The sequence below is a fragment of the Methanosaeta sp. UBA356 genome, assembly GCF_002496465.1.
In the GTDB taxonomy this organism is placed as follows: Archaea; Halobacteriota; Methanosarcinia; order Methanotrichales; family Methanotrichaceae; genus Methanothrix; species Methanothrix soehngenii.
The window spans coordinates 66,086-85,180 of the sequence record NZ_DAKC01000088.1 but is presented as its reverse complement, the minus strand read 5'-3'; the positions used below and the strand labels follow the sequence as shown (position 1 = coordinate 85,180).

Genomic DNA, 19,095 nt, shown 5'->3' with positions numbered 1-19,095 from the left:
GGCGGGGAGCAGTCACCAAAAGGAGCTTTTGAATCGCCTGGAACCATGCGAAATTAATCATAAAAATATTAAAAAAAAATCAGATTGATGAGCCCGTGGGATATGTGTAAACGCCATCAAGTTGGCTCAGACCATAGAACTTCTCTGCAAGCTCCTGGTGGACTTCCTCTGGATCCACATCCTGAAACAGCTCTGGATAGAACAGCTTGGCCATGTAAATCTGGCAGATAACAGAGCGCACGCCGTATCTGAGCTCTCCGGAGACCAGATAAACCCTACCATCCTTGACGGCCTTCACGTCAGCAAGCTCAGGGCGGGCGATGATCTCGTCTCTCAGCGTCTTCAGCTCATTTCCTGTGAATGCCTTGTCGCTGGACCTTTGCTGGATTATCACATCCGGATCAACCTCTACCACCCACTCCGGGCTGACGGTGGGATATGAATGAGTGCTGTTTCCCAGATCTTTTGCAATGTTGTCTCCGCCTGCCAGTCGGATCAATGTATCTGAGGGGTTGCCGTTAGAAACAGTGTAATACGGCTTTCCAGCCCATTCAAAGAAGACCTTGGGCCTGTCCTCAGGTTTTACGCTTGCGATGCGTTCTTGAATCATATCCTGATAGCCTGCGATAAAATCGGTGATCTCCTGGGCGCGCTCTTCCTTCCCCATCAATGCTCCCAGCTTTTCCATAACCTCATTATCTTTGGCCGGATCTACAAGGGACTCGAGCATCACAGGGATTCCTGCATTCTCAAGCTCTTTTGAATCATCATCCGACAGCATGGTATCTGCGATCACCAGGTCCGGATGGAGCGATATTATCCGCTCCAGATCTGGCGAATAGGAGCTCTTCCCGGCAATAGGCACCTCTTCTAAGCCCGGCGGGAAATGAGAATAAGAATCCCTTCCTACCAGGCTCTTTTCTCCATCCAGAGCATAAAGGTACTCTGCAACACCTGTCCCCAGCGATACAACCTTTTGCACCGGCACATTCACGCTTACAGAGCGTCCGGTGGAGTCAACAACTGTTATGCTCTCAGCACTACCCGCCATGATGAATAGGCTGAGGCATATCATTATCAAGACGATTTTCTTGAGCAAATGCTTATCCTCCTTGTTAAGATTAATTTGCTCTAGATCAATTTAACTTGTATATAAACATATGCTGATTAATTTAGAGTACTTTTATAAAAATTAGATGTTGCTACCTTAAATATATGGGCTAAAGCCATCCTGTCGTTGCGAGGGCAATTTTGAGAGTGGATTCATCATCCTCCGCGCTTCTCACATGGGAAAATCGATCTGACTCTCTGATACAGCTTCAATTTTCATTAGGATAGGCAGCTTTCTATTAAATCGGATTTTCTATCGAATTTGCGCCTTCTCGATACCTAAATTTCATTGCTCCATGGCGTCTGTTCTGCTTGTCGCCCAGCGAAAGCTTATTAAATCAAGTTAATAAGACTTAAATCAAATTAAGTTTATAGGCTTCGACATTCAGACTTGATGTTTCTGAATTAGGAGCGGATACGCAATCTGGGAGAAATGGAATCGAGATCAAGAGATAGGGCAACGGATTCCTATTGTATGCATAGGCTGTGATCCATTGTATTGGCTGCCCTGAAAAATTTGTATCTTGAGATCGAAGGATGGATGGAAGAGAAGATGTCGAAGGTGCTTGGTAATGGATGAGAAATATACCGATATTGGAGCCACTACTCCTGAGGCAATGGATATAAGCAGAAGGAGCAGAAAGATCATCTCGGAGATAGTGGGAGACAGAACGCCAGAGGACAGAATCAGACAGAGATGCGCAATAGCCACTGGCGACCCCAGTGTGGCCGAGATCATGAGGTTCGTGAAGGATCCCATAAGTGCAGGGCTAAGGGCCCTTGATGAAAAGGCCAGGATATTTGTGGATATCAATATGGTAAAGGATGGAGTGGTCAAGAAAGGCCATCAATGCTCCATCACAGCCATGATTGGAAAGGGCGATGATCTGGCCGAAAAAGATGGAATTACCAGGACTTCGGCAGGCGTTCTGGCATTTCAAAGCGAGTTATCTGGAGGCATCGTGATGATAGGCAATGCGCCATCTGCACTTCTAACTCTCTGCGACCTCATAGCCTCTGGGATTGTCAAGCCGGCCCTGGTCATCGGCACGCCAGTCGGCTTTGTGAACGCAGCAGCAAGCAAAGAACGTCTCAGGAGTCTGGACGTGCCGTCCATATCGATCGTGGGCACGCGCGGGGGAACGCCTATTGCAGTAGCAGCCATGAATGAGATGATCAATATGTATGATAGATCATGAGAATTGCGATCCTTTACCTCTTTTTTCCTTTCAAAAAATCGATCGGCGCCCCTTCACAAATAAACTCGGACGCCGTCGATATTTCCCGATCTTTTACAGCCCACCGCTCCTCGAAACGATTTTCTCTACTGGACCAGGCTGAGGTATCACTTCAGGTATTATTCGCTCAAATGGAACCTCATACAAAGGCTTCTTGAATTTCGATCCCGTCTGAGACGACAGGCACTGATGGAAGACATTGTTCCTGTTCAGCCCCGCCTCCAGCATCTGCGGCATGTTATCCCCCCTCAGGCGCGTGACATCGTTATCCCAGGCATACAGGTATGCTTCGCCAAAGCTGATCCTTCCATCGCCGTCCTCATCCGCAGAGGGCTCGCTGAAAGCCATGATATAGCCGTAGATCGATTCGCTGCCGCTGTCGGATGGATTGGGATCATCGGGTCCGTCTATGTCCGGATAGGATGAAGAATCTGTCGAGGCCGATGTGAATATCACGCGGTTGGTCTCTCCATCTGCTGTCAGGTCGCTTTCCGCGGGCACGAATGTTCCATCGCTGTATTTGCCGATCAGGCTGCCGCTATGGCATGCCTCCACGATAATCGCCATCTCTTTGCAGGTGATGCCGTCCAGCCAATTGTCCAGATCGCCTGCATATATCGTTCCGCCAGAAGTGCCGGTGGAGCAAACCAGGCCGTCAACTCCGCCATGAGAGCTGTAGAAGAACAGCACCTTATCGTTGACGCCAGACTTGGCGGCAACCTCGTTTATGGCCCATTGCACGTTCTCAATCGTATTTAGCGCATCCACGCCCGTATGGCCTGTATGGGGGCTCAGGAAGTAGATGTGGCTGTCGTCGATCCCCAGGCTCTTGAGAATGCTGTATATGCCCTCGGTATCTTCGTCAAAGGTATCAGGAAGATCATTGAATCCGCACACGATTACCGCCCAGGCGTCACACTGCGAGGCAACTGCCAAGAGACCTGAATCAATCATCCTTATGTCGGAGATTGCATCTGTTAGGCGCGACGGTTTCTTATAAAATGTGATGAGCGATGGATCGGCCCTGATTGACTCCTTGTCGAAGATCTGGCGAGAATCAACCTTGGGCCACCATTCCGTCTCTATGACCTGCTGATCTCTTGTAACCGCATCTACCACTACCAGCTTAACGGGATGGGCAAAATGCGCTCCTGGCATCTCGTCGATCATAAAAAGCCAGCTTGGGTTCTGGCTGACGATTGCAGCCGAAGGCCGGCCAAAAGTCTCAAAAGCCGGCTCTATCAGAGTACCCTGAGGCAGAATCTCGCTGTACTGAAGTACCTTCAATCCATCTTCCTGGTCGGCGTTAGCCCATAGAGGATTGACAATGGAATTCTGTACTAGATTGGCGGCATCTGCCTTATTTAAAAGCGCCTGCGAGCCCTCGAATGCTGGAACCTCAGTATCTGTTGCAGCGGGCTCGGCCATAGAGAGAAGCTCTGAGCTTTTATTTGCCATTGAGATCATTTCGGGCTTTTGCATTACAGGACTGATCCGCAAATTTTCGGCCGCCATTGCCCCGATTCCCGGAAACAACGGTACCAATAGCAGCGCTCCCACCATTAAAGCAGCAGCTAACCTTATAACTGACGATTTTTCCACCTAAGACATCCTCCTGCGATAACAATACAATAGGTTATCTTTCGAACACTATCATGCTAGGGTCTTGCCTTTTGGCAGTGCTGTCAAAGACCGGCACCTCAATGACCGGCCACCATTCTGCATCCATGCTTTTGATATCTCCACTGACAGCATCCAGCAGCGCAATTATCGCCGGATGGGCAAAATGAGCACCAGGGGAAAGATCGATGAAGAACAGCCAGCTTTGGCGTTCACAGGCCAAATATTCAGACGCCTTGCTCTCATCAGTGACCGCTTGTCTTACCTTCGATCCAGCATCAATCAAGGCTGGGTACTGATGCATGCGAAAACTACTATCGTTGATATCCACAGCAACTGTGGCAATCATCATCTGTGCGGCATCCTCCTTGGTCATTAGCGTCTGGTTCAAAGAGCCGTTAACTGAATCGGATGCCTGGACAGAATTCGCCAAAATGATAAAAAAAAATGCTGTCAATGCAATGGCACAAAGCGCTAACAAATGCCGGTGATAACCGACTCTTTTGGCAAGCATGCCCAATCCTCAGGCCAGAATGCTTGCTGCTAGGATAAATATCTTCCTGATAGTTCATTATAATACATTGTCATGAATCTCAAGCTAATATTTTATCTGGATTTGCCGTCGAACCCCATCACGGAATCCTTGTGCGGATTTTTTTCCTGTTGGTTTTGCTGATAATGGACTGACATTTACCAAAAGGTTTATTAATCAATTTTACTAGTTTTAACTCAAATTTGATTGATTTAAGGTGATGGTCATGAGACTCAGAAGACATCTATTGAGGGAAGCTCTAAGCATATCGATCACCTTGATTTTGCTTATGGCTGCAGCAACTGTTTTATGCGCAAGCTGTGCTGCACAGGCCGCGTCTGAGAATATTACTATTATCGATTCGGCAGGGAGAGAAGTAGAGATTCCGTATCCAGCTAACAAAGTCGTCTTGCTCACAGCCGACAATTGCGAACTGGCGGTCGTATTGGATGCCCGGGATAAGGTTGTTGGAGTAGAAAAAAGCGCACCCGGTTACGCAGAAATTGGGGAGATGTTCGGGAAAGCAGCAAATGCCGGGGGCAGCCAGGAGCCAGACTTTGAGAAGATTGCAGATTTAAACCCTGATGTGGTCTTGGGGTATAAATCCTCACTTGAGAATGGAGTGGCAGATGAGCTGAAAGGCATGGGAATCCCCTTTGTCGTCTGCGAGTGCAACAGAATTCAAACTTTTGAGAAAGATGTTGAGCTTATGGGCAGGATTCTCGGCAAGGAAGATAATGCAAAAGAGTTTCTTGCCTTTCACAATTCCATAATGGATTTGATTGCAGAAAGGACCCGCAGCATAAGTTCCGATCAAAGGACTTCTCTGTATCTTACTGGGGGCGGGACAACATTTGGCAAAGATGGCGGCATAGAACCGTATTTGAGCGCAGTTGGAGCGAAAAGCATTGGCTCAGAGCTTCCTGGAGAATCATCAGTTACAGTGGATCCTGAATGGGTTTTGGATCAAGATCCTCAGGTGATCGTTCATTGGATTACGAGCTCAAAAATAAAACCAACTCCTGAACCCCTCATTGAAGTGAAGGAGTCTTACTCAAACGACCCCGTTTTGAACATGACGACGGCCGTAAAGGATGGAAGAGTGCACGTCATTGGGTGGTGTTTGTTTAAGGGACTGCGGTTCTCCATAGGTCTTCTATACTGGGCCAAATGGTGTCATCCGGAGTTGTTCCAGGATATTGATCCTGAAGAGTATAACCGCGAATATGTGAAAAAATTCTTGGGTATTGATCTTGAAAATGTGTGGGCTCAGTGAGCTATTACAAAATCATACGGTTCCTGGAGATCGCAATGGGGACCATATAATCTCCGATGATGAGCTGGCCATTGCGAAAGAGGACCGGAAAAGCGGCACGATCAGCTCTGATGAGCTTATGTGATCGATCTTTGTTCCACTTTTTGCAGACGACTAACCGAAAGATTATTAAATCAATTTGACTTGCTTTAATTCAAAATAATGTGATGTGGGAAAGAGCACATCTCATGGATGTACCGGCTTCAAAATTTCAAACGATAACCGAGATAAAAATGGCGATGTCAATATGAAGAAGATCAAGATCGCATATATCAGCACAACAGGGCTTGACGTATTCCCATTAATAACAGCGCTCGAGGAGTTGGAGACAGAAAAAGGTGATGTGGCAGAGGTCATTCTCCGATCCAAAGATGATCTGGCCGATCCAAAGACCATGGACGATTTCATGAGCTTCGCAGTCGGGTCGGATCTGGCAATACTGAGCCTTCACGGCGGCAAGGCGATCCTTGGCAGTTTCGATGAGATAGCCGGTAGACTAAGAGATGCAAATGTTCCGATGTACGCCCAGGATACGTCCAAGCTGGACCCTGAGCTCATGAGCATCTCAACGGTAGGTAGAGATGTGCATACCTCGATATTCCGCTATCTTGCCTATGGGGGAAAAGATAACTCCAAGAACCTGCTCCTTTACTGCCTGAATCAATTCCTCGGCACAAGCTACGAGGTCGGCGAGCCGAAGAGGCCTCCCTGGGAGGGGATATACCACCCGGACTTTGGCTACATTGCCACGCTTGATGAATACTTCCGGAAGAACTACAAAGAAGGCAGGCCCACAATTGGTCTGTGGTTTTACAGCGGCTTCTGGCAGGCCGACAACCTGAGGTTTGTCGATAGCCTGATCAGAGAGATCGAGAGAAGAGATGCCAACGTCATCCCGGTCTTTCTCTACAGCCTGAAGGATGTGGAACTCGGGACCAAGGGCGCCGAATGGGTGATTGATAACTATTTCATGAAAGACGGGCAGCCGGTGATAGACGCCCTGATCTCCACCCTCATGTTCTCCCTTACCATGAAGCCCAGGGATGAGGAGAAGCTTTTTGACAAACCATTCTTCGAGAGGCTGGGCGTTCCAGTGATTAAGGCAATACTGACCTACAACACCGAGGAGGAGTGGAGGGAGTCATTTCAGGGTTTGAATCCGATGGATGTGAGCATGAGCATTGCCATGCCCGAATTCGACGGAATGCTGATAGCGGTGCCCGTAGCCGCCAAAAAGATGACAGAGACTGACACGCTTACCGGAGCCAAGCTAACCAGATTTGAGCCGATCGATGAGAGGGTGCGAAAGATCGTCAGTCTCACCTTGAACTGGGCAAAACTGAGGCATATCTCGAATCAGGAGAAAAGGGTAGCCATAATCTTCCACAACTACCCTCCCAGAAACGACCGGATTGGCACCGCCTTCGGCCTTGATTCGCCTGTATCCGTATACAACATCCTGCGTGACCTTGAAGGGGAAGGATACGGGCTGGAGAGCCTTCCTGAGAGCGGCCAGGTTCTGATCGAGAGCATGATCTCCAGGGTCACCAACGACAGACGCTGGTCGAGCCCTGAGATGATGGCTGAGAAGGCGATCGACCTCGTCCCTGCAGAGCAGTACAGAAAATGGTTTGAAGAGCTTCCCGGGGCCATACAGGAGAAGATGGTCATGTCTTGGGGAGAGCCGCCAGGCGAACTCTTCGTCCACCAGGGAGAGCTCATAATCCCCGGAATCAGCAACGGCAATATCTTCATTGGACTTCAGCCGCCACGTGGTTTCCTGGAAAACCCTGAAGCCATTTATCACAGCCCGGACCTTCCCATACCGCACCACTATTATGCCTATTACCGCTGGATCCGGGACGTCTTCCGGGCTGACCTGGTCATGCACATCGGAAAACATGGCTCCCTGGAATGGCTTCCCGGAAAGTCGGTGGGGCTTTCAGAATCATGCTTCCCAGACATCGCCATATCCGATCTGCCTAACATCTATCCATACATCATAAACAACCCCGGGGAGGGAACCCAGGCCAAGAGGAGGAGCTACTGCTGCATCATCGACCACCTGATTCCGGTGATGCACAATGCCGACATTTATGATGAGATGGCGCAGATCGAGGTGATGCTTCACGATTATACTCATGCGGCATCCGAAGATCCGGCAAAGTTGCCGACTCAGAGAAAGATGATCTGGGAGAAGGTTTGCGAGGCGAAGCTTGACCACGACCTGGAGACAGATGAAGAGACCGCCTTCAGCGACTTTGACAGTTTCCTGGAGAGACTGCACGGATATCTTCATGAGATAGCAGACACTCAGATCAGAGACGGCCTGCACATCTTTGGCGAACCTCCAGAGGGCTCCAGGCTGGAAGAATTTCTGGTGGCCTTGACCAGATTGAAGAACGGAAAGGTGCCGTCTTTGAGAGAAGCTCTGGTTCATCTTCAGGGATTTGACTACGACCATCTGCTGGAGTGCCGGGGAAAGCTTTTGGACGGGGAAAGAAGCGGAGGCCATATCATCGAGGAGGTTCACGAGCTCTCGCTTAAGATCATGAAGCGGTTTCACGAGGCGGGATTCTCCGTCGACGATATCCCGTCAGTCCTATTAGAGATTGTGGGCCGCACAGACCCTGATGTTGAGGCGGTGTTAAGGTATATCGGCATGACCCTTGTGCCCAATATCGCCTCCACGACAAACGAGCTGACCAATACGCTGGTCGCCTGCAGAGGCGGATTTGTGCCGCCGGGACCTTCGGGGGCTCCTACCAGAGGAATGGCCGACATCCTTCCCACGGGCAGGAACTTCTACTCGGTCGATCCGCTGGCGATACCATCACAGGCCGCCTGGAAGGTAGGCATTGCTCAGGCAGAGGCTTTGCTTGATAGATATCTGAAAGAGGAAGGCAAGTATCCCGAGAACGTTGGAATCATAGTTTGGGGCACTCCCATCATGCGCACCAAGGGAGATGACGTGGCCGAGATCCTCTATCTCATGGGAGTTCGGCCCGTATGGGAGCCGCGCAGCGGAAGAGTAACCGGCCTGGAACTCATACCCCTGCAGGACCTGAACCGACCCCGCATAGATGTCACCCTCAGAATAAGCGGCTTCTTCCGGGACGCTTTTCCGAACATCGTGACCCTCCTCGACGAGGCAGTGGAGCTGGTGGCCAGCTTGAGGGAGCCGCCTGAATCCAACTATTTGGCCAGGCATGTGGCAGAAGAGATCGCTGAGAAGGTCGGCCAGGGAATCGACTTTGAGAAGGCAAAAGAGGAGGCATGCTACAGGATCTTTGGCTGCCGCCCCGGCGCTTACGGTGCAGGAGTGTGCGATGCCATCGACTCCAAGAACTGGAAGGACGAGCACGATCTGGCAGAGATTTACATCACCTGGGGGGGCTACGCCTACGGGAAGAAGAACTACGGCATAACTGTGCCCGAGCAGTTCAGGAGGAGGCTTGGCCAGCTGGATCTGACTGTGAAGAACGAGGACTCCAGAGAGTGGGACATGCTTGATGGCGACGATTTCTATTCCTTCCATGGGGGCATGATCGCTGCAGTCAAATCAATCAAGGGGGAGCTGCCCAAGTCGTACTGCGGTGACAGCTCAGACCCGGAGCGGGTGAAGATAAGGAATACCGTTGAAGAGACCAAGCACATCTTCCGGGCCAGGATTCTCAATCCCAAATGGATCGAGAGCATGAAACGCCACGGCTACAAGGGCGCTGGTGACATGTCAAGGATGGTGGACATTGCTTTTGGCTGGGATGCCACAGCTGAGGTTCTGGAGGACTGGATGTACGAGGAGCTTGCCAACAGGTACGCCCTGGACGAAAAGATGCAGGAGTGGCTCAAGGATGTGAATCCTCATGCTCTACTGAATATATCTGAGCGTCTCCTGGAGGCAATAGACCGGAATATGTGGAATGCAACAGACGAGATGAAACAGAAACTGAGAGAGGTGTATCTGGAGATAGAGGGGATGATTGAGGATGACAGCGCATAGGATCGATGAGGGCATCTATCACCCAAAAGATTTGGAGGATAGGGAAATTAGCAGAGCAGCACCATCTCCACCCGGCCGAATTGTCTCCCTGACGCCCATAGCATCAGAGCTTATCTGCATCTTCGGCTGCATCGACAGGATCGTGGGACGGGATGATCATTCCACATTTCCTCCTGCGCTTGGTGAGAAACCGGCGGTTGGGAGCGGCGTTTACAGGACGATCAGCGCAAAGCGGGTGCTGGATCTGGACCCCGATATCGTGGTCACAGGCAGGCGCGTCCCGCAGGAGGAGTTTGAAAAGATAGGGTCTGCAGGCATCCCTGTAGTCGTCATTGGGACTGGCTGCGAGCTGGAGGCTCTCATAAGCAACTCTTGGAACCTGGGCAGGATGCTTGCTACTGAGAAGAAGACGGGAGAGCTCGTAGATTTTTTGGAGAGATATGCGAACCTTATCAGAGATAGGATCGGGAGCCTGAATATCGAGAGCAGACCCCTTGTCTACAACGAATGCGCCTTTAGAAAATATATGACCAAAGCCTGCACAGCCGCGGATGAGGGTATAGCTCTTGCCGGGGGCGCAAATATAGCCCACGGTGAGGATCTGGGCAGGCTGGCAGTGAGCGAAGAATGGCTGATTGGGAATAACCCGGATATAATCATCTCTCAGGTCTCCTCTACTTCTCCAGCAACTGTCGAGATGCTGCTCTCAAAGAGGGATGAGATTCTGTCACGGCCGGAGCTGAAAGGAACCAACGCCATCAGAAACGGACGGGTCTACATAAGCCATCTCTCTATCAGAAGAGGGCCTCGAATGGTTGGATATCTGCTTTATTTGGCAAAATGGTTCCATCCCGAACTGTTCCAGGATATCGATCCGGCAGCGGTGGAAAAGGATATGCTGCAGAAGTTTTACGGGCTCAATCTGGAAGGGGCATGGGCCTATCCAGAGGTATGAAGATTCACATTTAAGGAGCTGGTAAACATGAATGGCAAACTTTTGGGAGGCGCTCTCCTGGCCCTCATCCTTTTTTGCCTCTTGGGGGCCTGTGTGGGCACGGGTGAGGGGACAGATGATATCATTACCATAGTGGACGGAACCGGAAAATCAGCAAACATATCGCTTCCCGTGGAGAGAATAGTCTCAATCACATCACGTGCATCTGAGATCATCTCTGTGCTTGGCTCTGAAGATAGGATAGTTGGGCGCGACTCGTATTCCTTCTTTCCTTCATCTCTGAAAGATGTTCCTGTAGTTGCTGAGAGCTCCTACAGTCCAAATATAGAGCTTATCCATAAGATCGATCCCGACCTGGTGATTGCGGACAGTATGCTCTCTGAAGACGATCGAAAGAAGATAGAGGCTGCGGGCATACCGGTAATCGTAGAGACTGCCTTGGACTCCACCACCATAGAGGCATTTGTGAGCCATCTTGGGATTTTGCTTGATAAAGAAGAACAGGCACAAGAGCTCATAAACTTCATCAAAAAATATCAGGATATCATAAAAGAGCGTACTGAAGATCTGAAGTCCGAGGATAAGCCTGCAGTATATATTGAGATCGGATATCCATATAGCACCATGGCTTCAGCAACGACATTCCACAATCTCACAATCGCTGCCGGTGGTATAAACATCGCTGCCGACCAGCCTATCAAATATCCAATTATGGACCCTGAATGGATCGTCGAGAGAGATCCTGATATAATTTTCAGCTATGCTACTAACACCGCTGAAGAGAACTTGACTGACAAGATGAAGGAAATTCATGACGAAATTCTCTCCAGGCCCGAATTGAGCGATGTCAAGGCGGTCAAGGAGGGCCGGGTTTATGTCCTGGGAAATCCCGTAGCATGGGGCATTCGCTCAATAGTCGGAGAGCTTTGGCTCGCTAAATGGCTCCATCCGGATCTCTTCGAGGATATCGATCCAGAGACAGTGGATAGAGAGCTTCTCGATGAATTTTTCGGTGAAGATCTAACGGAGAAGTGCGTCTATCCATGATATTCAAGATAACTTTAGTGGAGTTGAAATAGGTGACTGGCAAAGTTTTAACTGGCCTTTTCATAGCCCTTATGCTTTTGAGCTTCCTGGGGGCATGTGAGGACGCAAAGGCAGAGATGATAACCATCGTCGACGGCAGGGGGCAGTCTGTCGATGTACCGACTCCTGTGGAACGGATAGCCTCGATCAGCTCTCGTGCCTCAGAGATCATATGTGCCCTTGGCGCCTGCGATAAGATCGTTGGGCGCGACTCATACTCGTTCTTTCCACCAGCTCTTGCGGATGTGCAGGTGGTGGCAGAAAGCTCCTATACGCCAAACATAGAACTCATCCATAAACTAGATCCTGATCTGGTAATAGCCGACAGCATGCTGTCCAACGACGATCGGAAGAAGATAGAGTCTGCGGGCATACCCGTGATTGTAGAGACCACCTGGGATTCAAAAACGGTGGCCACTCCTGTGAGACATATTGGGGTTTTGCTGGATAAAGCTGATCGGGCAGAGGAGATCATCGGCTTTATAGAAAGGTATCAGGGCATCATCGAGGAACGCACTGCTGGTCTCGAGGAGGAGGATAAGCCTGCGGTCTTCTTCGAGTGGTCCAGGCCTTACTATAGCATGGGCAACGGAACGCTCTTCCACAACCTCACAGTTGCTGCAGGTGGGATAAACATAGTTGCCGATGAGCCAGTCAAGTATCCCACAATGGATCCAGAATGGCTCGTCGAGAAGGACCCTGATATAATCATTCGTTACGACTATTCCACTGAAAAAGGAAATTTGACCGATAACATGGAGAAGACGAGAGATGAGATCCTCTCCCGGCCCGAACTTGGCGATGTGAAGGCGATCGTAGATGGCCGGGTCTATATCCTCGGCAATCCTGTGGCAAGCGGCATACGCTCGGTAGTCGGAGATCTTTACCTTGCCAAATGGTTCCATCCCGACCTCTTCAAAGATATCGATCCCGAGGCAGTGCATAGAGAGCTTCTCCAAAAGTTCTTCGGCCAGGAGCCGGACGGCGTGTACGTCTATCCATGAAGGGCGTTTAGTTGAGAAAAACGCTGGTGCATGGCTCTTTATTTCCTGGGCAATGAAGAAGAGGCTGTAGCGGCCAATGAGAGGGCATGGGAGATCCTGAACCAGAGCTGCGAGAAGGACCCGGAGAATGCCAGCATAGACACCCGAAATGGGTCCAAGTCAAACTGCGGCGAACCTCGCAAATTATTGCGAGGGCTTCGCCAATGTTATGGATGTCAGCTTCTCCGGCCTGAAGACCGGATTTCCCTCGCGCCATATATATGGATGAAAAAAGGAAAAAGGATGCTGTTGACCACGAACATGAGAGTTACAAAGTACGTGATACTATCCCCTGAATGCACTGACGTCCTACCTTGTGACGTATCCACGATGATCTACGAATCAAAGCATGGCATAGAGGTAAAAGAGACTTGCTTTGGAGCCATCATCGAAGGCGAGGAGGACGCTATCGAGTCGCTGATCAAGGAGATCAGGGCCCTTGACCCAGCAGGGATTTTTATTAAGGACCGAGGATTCCTTCTGGGAGATCCCAGGCGCTGCCGAGGGGATGCCTCCGGATCTCCGTGCAAATTGCTCTGGATAACATCTGGCAGACGGAGCGGAAGCGTCAGGCCAGGCAGCTACATGATCGAGGCCGAGTCGAAGATGCTGCCCTTGATCTCCAGAGCTTTGGAGTCTATTGCCAAAGGCGAGATTTTATAAAATGAAAAAAATGTTGCTACTAGCGCATTGTTGCTGCCTCTTCATCCCGAAGCCCGGTCCCTTCGCATATCTCGCTCTTCGGATCGGTCCATTTCTCGCTAAAACCAAGAGCAAATGCCTGGTATACGAACTCCAGGAACACATGCTTATCAAGTGACTTGTGCAAAGAGGAGAGCACCTGCATGTAATCGTGAATTCGGTGGCTTTTTCCCGAAACGGCCGCAGAAATCTGTGCGCCGTAAAGGGCCATGACCTCTGGCATACAGCTTTTGGGAAGAGTGCCCCATACGAACTTGTCCCGCAGATGGACGAGAGCCGCCACGGCTGCTACCGTGAGAGGATCCTTGATTATATTCGAGAAGCTCTTCTCGAAGAGGTCGGCGTTGTCCCTGGACAGAAACTCTCCAATTCCCTGGCACATCTCTCTGCTGTCAGTTCCCAGCCTCTCCAGATGGGCCAGTGAGGAGCACTGGCCTGCAGCCGTCAGGCCGTTTTGAAGGGCGAGCGTCTCTAAGACGGCGTCGTGCATGGTGCGACCGATGAGCTCGCCCACCTTCGAGTGCTTGCCGGCAAACGATATTGCTTTTCCCCCAAGTTTTGATGCCACTGCAATCTGGTCTGTTCCAGTGCCCGTAGCAAGACCCTCTGAATATTTGGATCCAACCGCTAGCTCCTGAAGGGCAGCAGTCTTGGCCTCAGTGGCGGTGATGACTGCGGTGACCATGGCGCCCGGTGTCAGCTCCCGGTTGAGGAAGATCATGGCGTTTATTGTTCCCGGTCTTCTTTCGCATTCCAGATCTATTTGTCCTTTTGCGCTATCATCCTGCGGCTCGTAATAGGTGGCCGGATCCCCTGCCCTGCCTGCATTTCCCTCCACGCCACCGGTACATACTGTCACGACCTCAAGATCGCAAAACCTCTCGATGCAGATGGCGGCGTTGTTCATATTGGCTGCAGTTCCAAGCGTGGCACACCTTTGGAAAGGCAGGTTGTGGCGGTCGGCCACTTCTCTCTTGTAATCCTCCGGACTGTCAACCGCCAGCCGGTACATCCTGGCGTTCATGTGCCCTCCTGCCGGCTCACAGGACTGGTGGTTGTAAAGATACATGAGGTCGTCATGCATCCCGCCAGCGGAACTGCGACAGGTGGACAGGACCCGGTGAGGAGTCATGAGCCTGGCATAGACTATCTTCTCCTCTCGATATAGCTCAATTCCATCATAGAACTGTGCAAGCTTCATTTTTTTGGCCTCCTTTGTGAACCATTACTGGATTTTCCAGCATTTGATAAATCCAAAAGCACGTCGTAGTCTATGTTCTCCAGGAACCTCTTCTCTCTGGAGTCCTTCGTTCCGAGCCTTGCGATATTGATGGCATCTCCAGTCGGCGGAGAAGAGAGACGGATGACCTTTTCCTGAAATCGGGAGTAGCTGCATAAAAGGCTCTCTCCAATGGCCTGGAGCCCGGCGCAGTCTCCCCATTGATTGGCGACGGCCAGATGCATCTGCTCGCTCAGCCTCGCCTCCCATATGAATCTGGATTTAGCATCGTCCCAGAGGGCAGGCACACAGAGCACGTCGGCGCCAAGCTTTGCCAGCGAGTCTGCAGCCTCCGGAAACAGGAGGTCATGGCCTATGAGCATTCCTATCCTGGCAAAGGGGAGATCATATGCTGCAAAACCGCCGTCGCCGGGGGAGGCCCAGTTCCTATCGCGCCAAGAGAGGTGGACCGCCCTGTACTTGCCCACAATTCCATCGGGACCGATCAGGACGGAGCTGTTGTAGAATCCCAATTCATCCCTCTCAGGCATGCCCAGAACGATGAAGAGATCTCTTTCACCTGCCTTTTGGGAAAATAGATCGGTGACTTTGCCTGGTATCTCCTCCGAGCAGATCTCTGCCACCTCTGCACCGAAGATCGCCCCCGAGGTGGAGAGCTCCGGCAGGACGACCAGGTTGATCGTCGTTCCCTTCTCCCTGGCAGCCTTGGCCAGGGCATCATCTATGAGCCTAATCGCCCTTTTTGTATTTTCTACTACATTCCGGGGCTCAGAGCATAACTGCAGTGTCGCGGCTGTAAAATCGGCGGCTTGCGGCAAACCGAGAAGGAAATCGATGCTGATGTGAGAGTATGGATCCAGGGTTATGTTTCCATAGCATTGAGGCCTTCTCCCGCTCAAAGCATTTTGCGTCGTGACGCCATTTAGCGGCAAAGAGCCGTATATGATGGTATCATCAGGAGAGCTCATCTGAGCTACCGTCTCTCCCTGAGGATTTACTATGAAGGATTGTGCACCATTACAGTCCATCGTCTTGTCCATTCCCGTTCGGTTGCATGCCAGGACGTAAATGCCGTTTTCCAGGGATCTGGCCCGCCAGAATCTTTCAGGATTATGGTGCTCAGGAGGCCAGTTAGCCGGAACCAGCAGGACCCTAGCTCCCTGCAGGGCAGCAATCCTCGCCGGTCTATATGAGTATGAGTCGGCGCAGATCACCATACCGAGCGCGCCAAATTCGGTCTGAACCACGGGAACTGGGAGGTTGCCCTTAGCGGCCCATAGATTCTCCCGAAAGGCGGGGGATAATTTGCGGTATCTGGCCGCTACACCTTTGGTTGGCCCCAGCAAGGCCGCTGAATTGTAGAATATGCCCGTTCTCATGTCGTGCTCAGCCAGGCCAATGCAGATATAGCAGCCAAACTCATTCGCAATTAGGCCGAAGGCCTCAGTAGTGGGCCCGGGAATGCTCTCTGTGAGAGGAGCAATCTCCTTTCTGCTTAGAAAGGCATAGCCGGTAGTGGCAAGCTCGGTATTCACGATGAGACGGGCGCCATTTTGAGCCGCCTCTCTGTTCAAAGCCAATAGTCTGGCAATATTTTTATCTTTCTCCTTCCAGGAAATTGATGCATGAACGAGGGCAACTTTCAGCTCTTCACAGGGCATTTTATTAGCGGCTTCACTGCAATTTGGAGTCATTTGATTCATTCTCGCTGAATTATTTGATGTCTCTCGAAAGCTTTATTTAATCAATTCAACTAGCTCTAACTAAAAAAATGTTTCGTTATGCTAATGAGATTACGGGATGGATTATTACGAAGAAGGTCAAGATTGCCTATGTCACCACACAGGAAGCAAGCGACGTCTTCCCTCTCATATCTGCCTTAAAAGAGCTGATCCGCCAGCATGGAGAGGTAGCGGAGGTGGCCGTCAGATCCGGGGAAGACTTAAAAGACGTCGATCAATGGGAAGAGTTCGAGCATTTTGCCAGAAGCTGCCATATAGCCATCTTCAATCTGCACGGGGGGAAGAAGAGCCTTTCCTCCTTTGACGAATTGGTCCAGAGCTTGCAAGATAGCAGTGTCTCCATCTATGCGCAGTCTGCTTCAAATGAGCCTGAGATTGAGCTAATGAAGCTGTCAACAGTAGACGATGCCGTCTACAGGAAAGTATCTCAGTATCTTGATTATGGTGGACGGAAGAACTTCTATAGCCTCATCCTCTACCTGGCCAACTATTTCATAGGATCGAATTATGAATTCTCCGAGCCCGCAAGGCCCATCTGGGAAGGCATCTATCATCCGGATTTCGACCACGTACCAACGCTGAAGGAGTATCTGCAGAGCAAATGCGTTGCCGGCAGGCCGACTGTGGGCCTGTGGTTTTACCAGAGCCTCTGGCAGGCGGGAAACACACTCTTCATCGACAGGCTGATTGAGGAGATCGAGAGGCAAGGCGCAAATGTCATTCCCGTCTTCCTTCATGCCGCAAAGGACGTCGAGCGGGGGACGAAGGGAGCAGAGTGGGTGGTGGAAAACCTCTTCATGAAGGACGGCCGGCCTATAATAGACGTCTTGATCAGCACCCTCATGTTCTCGCTCTCCATCAAACCCTGGGAAGGATCGGACACCGGCGAGGGGCAGGAGGTCGCCAGATCTGAGGAGTGGTTCATAAAAAGGCTGAATGTGCCTGTGCTTAAGGCCATTGTGACCTACAACACTCTTGCTGAGTGGAATGAGTCATTGCAGGGCTGCAGCCCCATGGACATCTCCATGGGAATCGCCATGCCTGAGTTCGACGGAATGCTGATCACCGTCCCTGTAGCGGCCAGGGAGAGAACGGACATAGATCCTCTGACCGGGGCGAGGGTCATCCGGTTCGAGCCGCTTCCCGAGCGCACGAACAAGATCGTACGCCTGAGCCTTAACTGGGCAAAGCTCCGGCATATTCCCAATTCCCAAAAGAAGGTGGCAATCATCTTCCACAACTACCCTCCCCGAGACGACCGCATAGGCACCGCATTCGGCCTGGACTCGCCCGTATCGGTCTTGAACATCATGAAGGCCATGGATGATGCGGGATATACGATCGAGAGAATGCCCGAGAATGGCCAGGCCCTGATCGAGGATGTGAAGAGCAGGCTTACCCTCGACCGGCGCTGGAGAAGCCCGGAAGAGCTGGCTAAGAGGGCAATAGACTCCGTTACTGAGGGTGATTACAAAGACTGGTTCGAGCAGCTTCCCGTGGCCGTACAGGAGAAGATGACCTCCGCCTGGGGAGAGGCGCCGGGAAAGCTTTTTGTTCATAAGAAAAACCTGATAATTCCAGGAGTCATCAACGGCAATATCTTCATCGGCCTTCAGCCCCCGCGCGGCTTTCTGGAGGACCCGGCCGCCATCTACCACAGCCCCGATCATCCCATTCCTCACCACTATTATGCCTACTATCGCTGGATTCGAGACGTCTTCCGGGCCGATCTCGTGATGCACATCGGAAAGCATGGGTCCTTGGAATGGCTTCCGGGAAAGTCGGTTGGGCTTTCGGATTCATGTTTCCCGGATATCGCCATATCCGATCTGCCCAACATCTATCCCTACATCATCAACAATCCTGGCGAGGGGACTCAAGCCAAGAGGAGGAGCTACTGCTGCATCATCGACCATCTGGTTCCTGTCATGCATAATGCCGATGCTTATGATGAGATGGCGGAGCTGGAGGTGATGCTCGCCGATTATTATCAGGCCGCCTCCGAGGACCCATCCAAACTGCCCACACAGAAGAAGATGATCTGGGAGAAGGTCTGCGAGGCAAAGCTGGACCACGACCTGGAGGTTGAAGAGGAAGAAGCGTTCTCGGATTTCGACAAATTCCTGGAGAAGCTGCACGAATATCTGCACGAGATGGCGGACACTCAGATCAGGGACGGCCTCCATATCCTTGGCGAGCCGCCCGAGGGCCCGTGCCTGGACGAGTTCCTGGTTGCGCTCACCAGGCTTGCCAACGGTCAGGTACCCTCTCTCCGGCAGTCTCTGGCAGAGGCCATGGGCTATGATTATGATTATCTTCTGGACAATAGGGGGAAGATCCTCTTCGGATCGAAGACCTGCGGGCAGGTGATTGATGATCTGAACTCTCTCGCCCTGCGGCTGGTGTCCGGTCTCCATGAGCAGGGGTTTGCCGTTGGGACGATTCCAGAACTGGTGGAAGAGATCCTGGGAAAGAGAAATCCCAAGATTGAAAAGGTGCTGGATTACAT

General features: G+C 51.1%; 13 protein-coding genes. 8 read left to right on the top strand and 5 right to left on the bottom strand.

The genetic code is table 11. From position 1 onward, the window contains the following. Window positions 1-79: 79 nt before the first annotated feature. Window positions 80-1,099, bottom strand: coding sequence for an ABC transporter substrate-binding protein (locus tag BP727_RS08240; protein WP_013718533.1), 1,020 nt, complete (start codon window positions 1,097-1,099; stop codon window positions 80-82). 583 nt (window positions 1,100-1,682) lie between these two features. Here BP727_RS08240 and BP727_RS08235 point away from each other — a divergent pair. After that, window positions 1,683-2,309 (top strand): precorrin-8X methylmutase, encoded by a 627-nt coding sequence (locus BP727_RS08235; protein WP_013718534.1) that lies wholly within the window; start codon window positions 1,683-1,685, stop codon window positions 2,307-2,309. Window positions 2,310-2,402: 93 nt separating this feature from the next. Here the strand turns inward: BP727_RS08235 and BP727_RS08230 are convergent, their stop codons facing one another. Next, a complete protein-coding gene (locus tag BP727_RS08230; RefSeq protein ID WP_286858252.1) occupies window positions 2,403-3,806 on the bottom strand; it encodes a C13 family peptidase in 1,404 nt (467 codons plus the stop codon). A gap of 178 nt (window positions 3,807-3,984) precedes the next feature. After that, window positions 3,985-4,482 carry a hypothetical protein gene (locus BP727_RS08225; protein ID WP_273279017.1) on the bottom strand — a complete coding sequence of 166 codons (498 nt, stop codon included), beginning with the start codon at window positions 4,480-4,482 and terminating at the stop codon, window positions 3,985-3,987. Between the two features lie 244 nt (window positions 4,483-4,726). On the opposite strand from BP727_RS08225, the gene BP727_RS08220 reads away from it, so the two are divergent. The 6 genes from BP727_RS08220 (at window position 4,727) to BP727_RS08195 (ending at window position 13,565) form a co-directional block, all read left to right on the top strand. Further along, complete coding sequence (locus BP727_RS08220) at window positions 4,727-5,776, top strand: ABC transporter substrate-binding protein (protein WP_162144990.1); 1,050 nt, start codon at window positions 4,727-4,729, stop codon at window positions 5,774-5,776. A 247-nt stretch (window positions 5,777-6,023) separates the two neighbouring features. Next, complete coding sequence (gene cobN / locus BP727_RS08215) at window positions 6,024-9,818, top strand: cobaltochelatase subunit CobN (protein WP_394296216.1); 3,795 nt, start codon at window positions 6,024-6,026, stop codon at window positions 9,816-9,818. Beyond that, the gene (locus BP727_RS08210; RefSeq protein WP_273279018.1) at window positions 9,805-10,773 is read left to right on the top strand and encodes an ABC transporter substrate-binding protein; all 969 of its coding nucleotides are present in this window, start codon (window positions 9,805-9,807) and stop codon (window positions 10,771-10,773) included. The genes cobN and BP727_RS08210 overlap by 14 nt, the downstream gene beginning before the upstream one ends. Before the next feature lie 27 nt (window positions 10,774-10,800). Continuing rightward, entirely contained in the window at window positions 10,801-11,820 is a 1,020-nt protein-coding gene (locus BP727_RS08205; protein ID WP_273279019.1) for an ABC transporter substrate-binding protein, read from the top strand. Window positions 11,821-11,852: 32 nt separating this feature from the next. Continuing rightward, window positions 11,853-12,863 carry an ABC transporter substrate-binding protein gene (locus tag BP727_RS08200; RefSeq protein WP_273279020.1) on the top strand — a complete coding sequence of 337 codons (1,011 nt, stop codon included), beginning with the start codon at window positions 11,853-11,855 and terminating at the stop codon, window positions 12,861-12,863. A gap of 30 nt (window positions 12,864-12,893) precedes the next feature. After that, window positions 12,894-13,565, top strand: coding sequence for a methanogenesis marker protein 6 (locus BP727_RS08195; protein ID WP_232844323.1), 672 nt, complete (start codon window positions 12,894-12,896; stop codon window positions 13,563-13,565). Between the two features lie 19 nt (window positions 13,566-13,584). Here BP727_RS08195 and BP727_RS08190 read toward each other — a convergent pair whose 3' ends face one another. Beyond that, window positions 13,585-14,805, bottom strand: coding sequence for an adenosylcobinamide amidohydrolase (locus BP727_RS08190; protein ID WP_273279021.1), 1,221 nt, complete (start codon window positions 14,803-14,805; stop codon window positions 13,585-13,587). Next, entirely contained in the window at window positions 14,802-16,505 is a 1,704-nt protein-coding gene (locus BP727_RS08185; protein ID WP_286858258.1) for a carbon-nitrogen hydrolase family protein, read from the bottom strand. The genes BP727_RS08190 and BP727_RS08185 overlap by 4 nt, the downstream gene beginning before the upstream one ends. Before the next feature lie 110 nt (window positions 16,506-16,615). On the opposite strand from BP727_RS08185, the gene BP727_RS08180 reads away from it, so the two are divergent. Next, a partial coding sequence (locus BP727_RS08180; RefSeq protein ID WP_286858248.1) for a cobaltochelatase subunit CobN occupies window positions 16,616-19,095 on the top strand: 2,480 nt, incomplete at its 3' end.

Excerpts from the sequence above, each read along its gene's own strand:
- BP727_RS08205 (WP_273279019.1), top strand. The coding sequence starts at position 10,801 with ATGAATGGCAAACTTTTGGGAGGCGCTCTCCTGGCCCTCATCCTTTTT.
- BP727_RS08225 (WP_273279017.1), bottom strand. The coding sequence starts at position 4,482 with ATGCTTGCCAAAAGAGTCGGTTATCACCGGCATTTGTTAGCGCTTTGT.
- BP727_RS08195 (WP_232844323.1), top strand. The coding sequence starts at position 12,894 with ATGGCTCTTTATTTCCTGGGCAATGAAGAAGAGGCTGTAGCGGCCAAT.
- BP727_RS08220 (WP_162144990.1), top strand. The coding sequence starts at position 4,727 with ATGAGACTCAGAAGACATCTATTGAGGGAAGCTCTAAGCATATCGATC.
- BP727_RS08190 (WP_273279021.1), bottom strand. The coding sequence starts at position 14,805 with ATGAAGCTTGCACAGTTCTATGATGGAATTGAGCTATATCGAGAGGAG.
- BP727_RS08235 (WP_013718534.1), top strand. The coding sequence starts at position 1,683 with ATGGATGAGAAATATACCGATATTGGAGCCACTACTCCTGAGGCAATG.
- BP727_RS08230 (WP_286858252.1), bottom strand. The coding sequence starts at position 3,806 with ATGGCAAATAAAAGCTCAGAGCTTCTCTCTATGGCCGAGCCCGCTGCA.
- BP727_RS08185 (WP_286858258.1), bottom strand. The coding sequence starts at position 16,505 with ATGCCCTGTGAAGAGCTGAAAGTTGCCCTCGTTCATGCATCAATTTCC.
- BP727_RS08210 (WP_273279018.1), top strand. The coding sequence starts at position 9,805 with ATGACAGCGCATAGGATCGATGAGGGCATCTATCACCCAAAAGATTTG.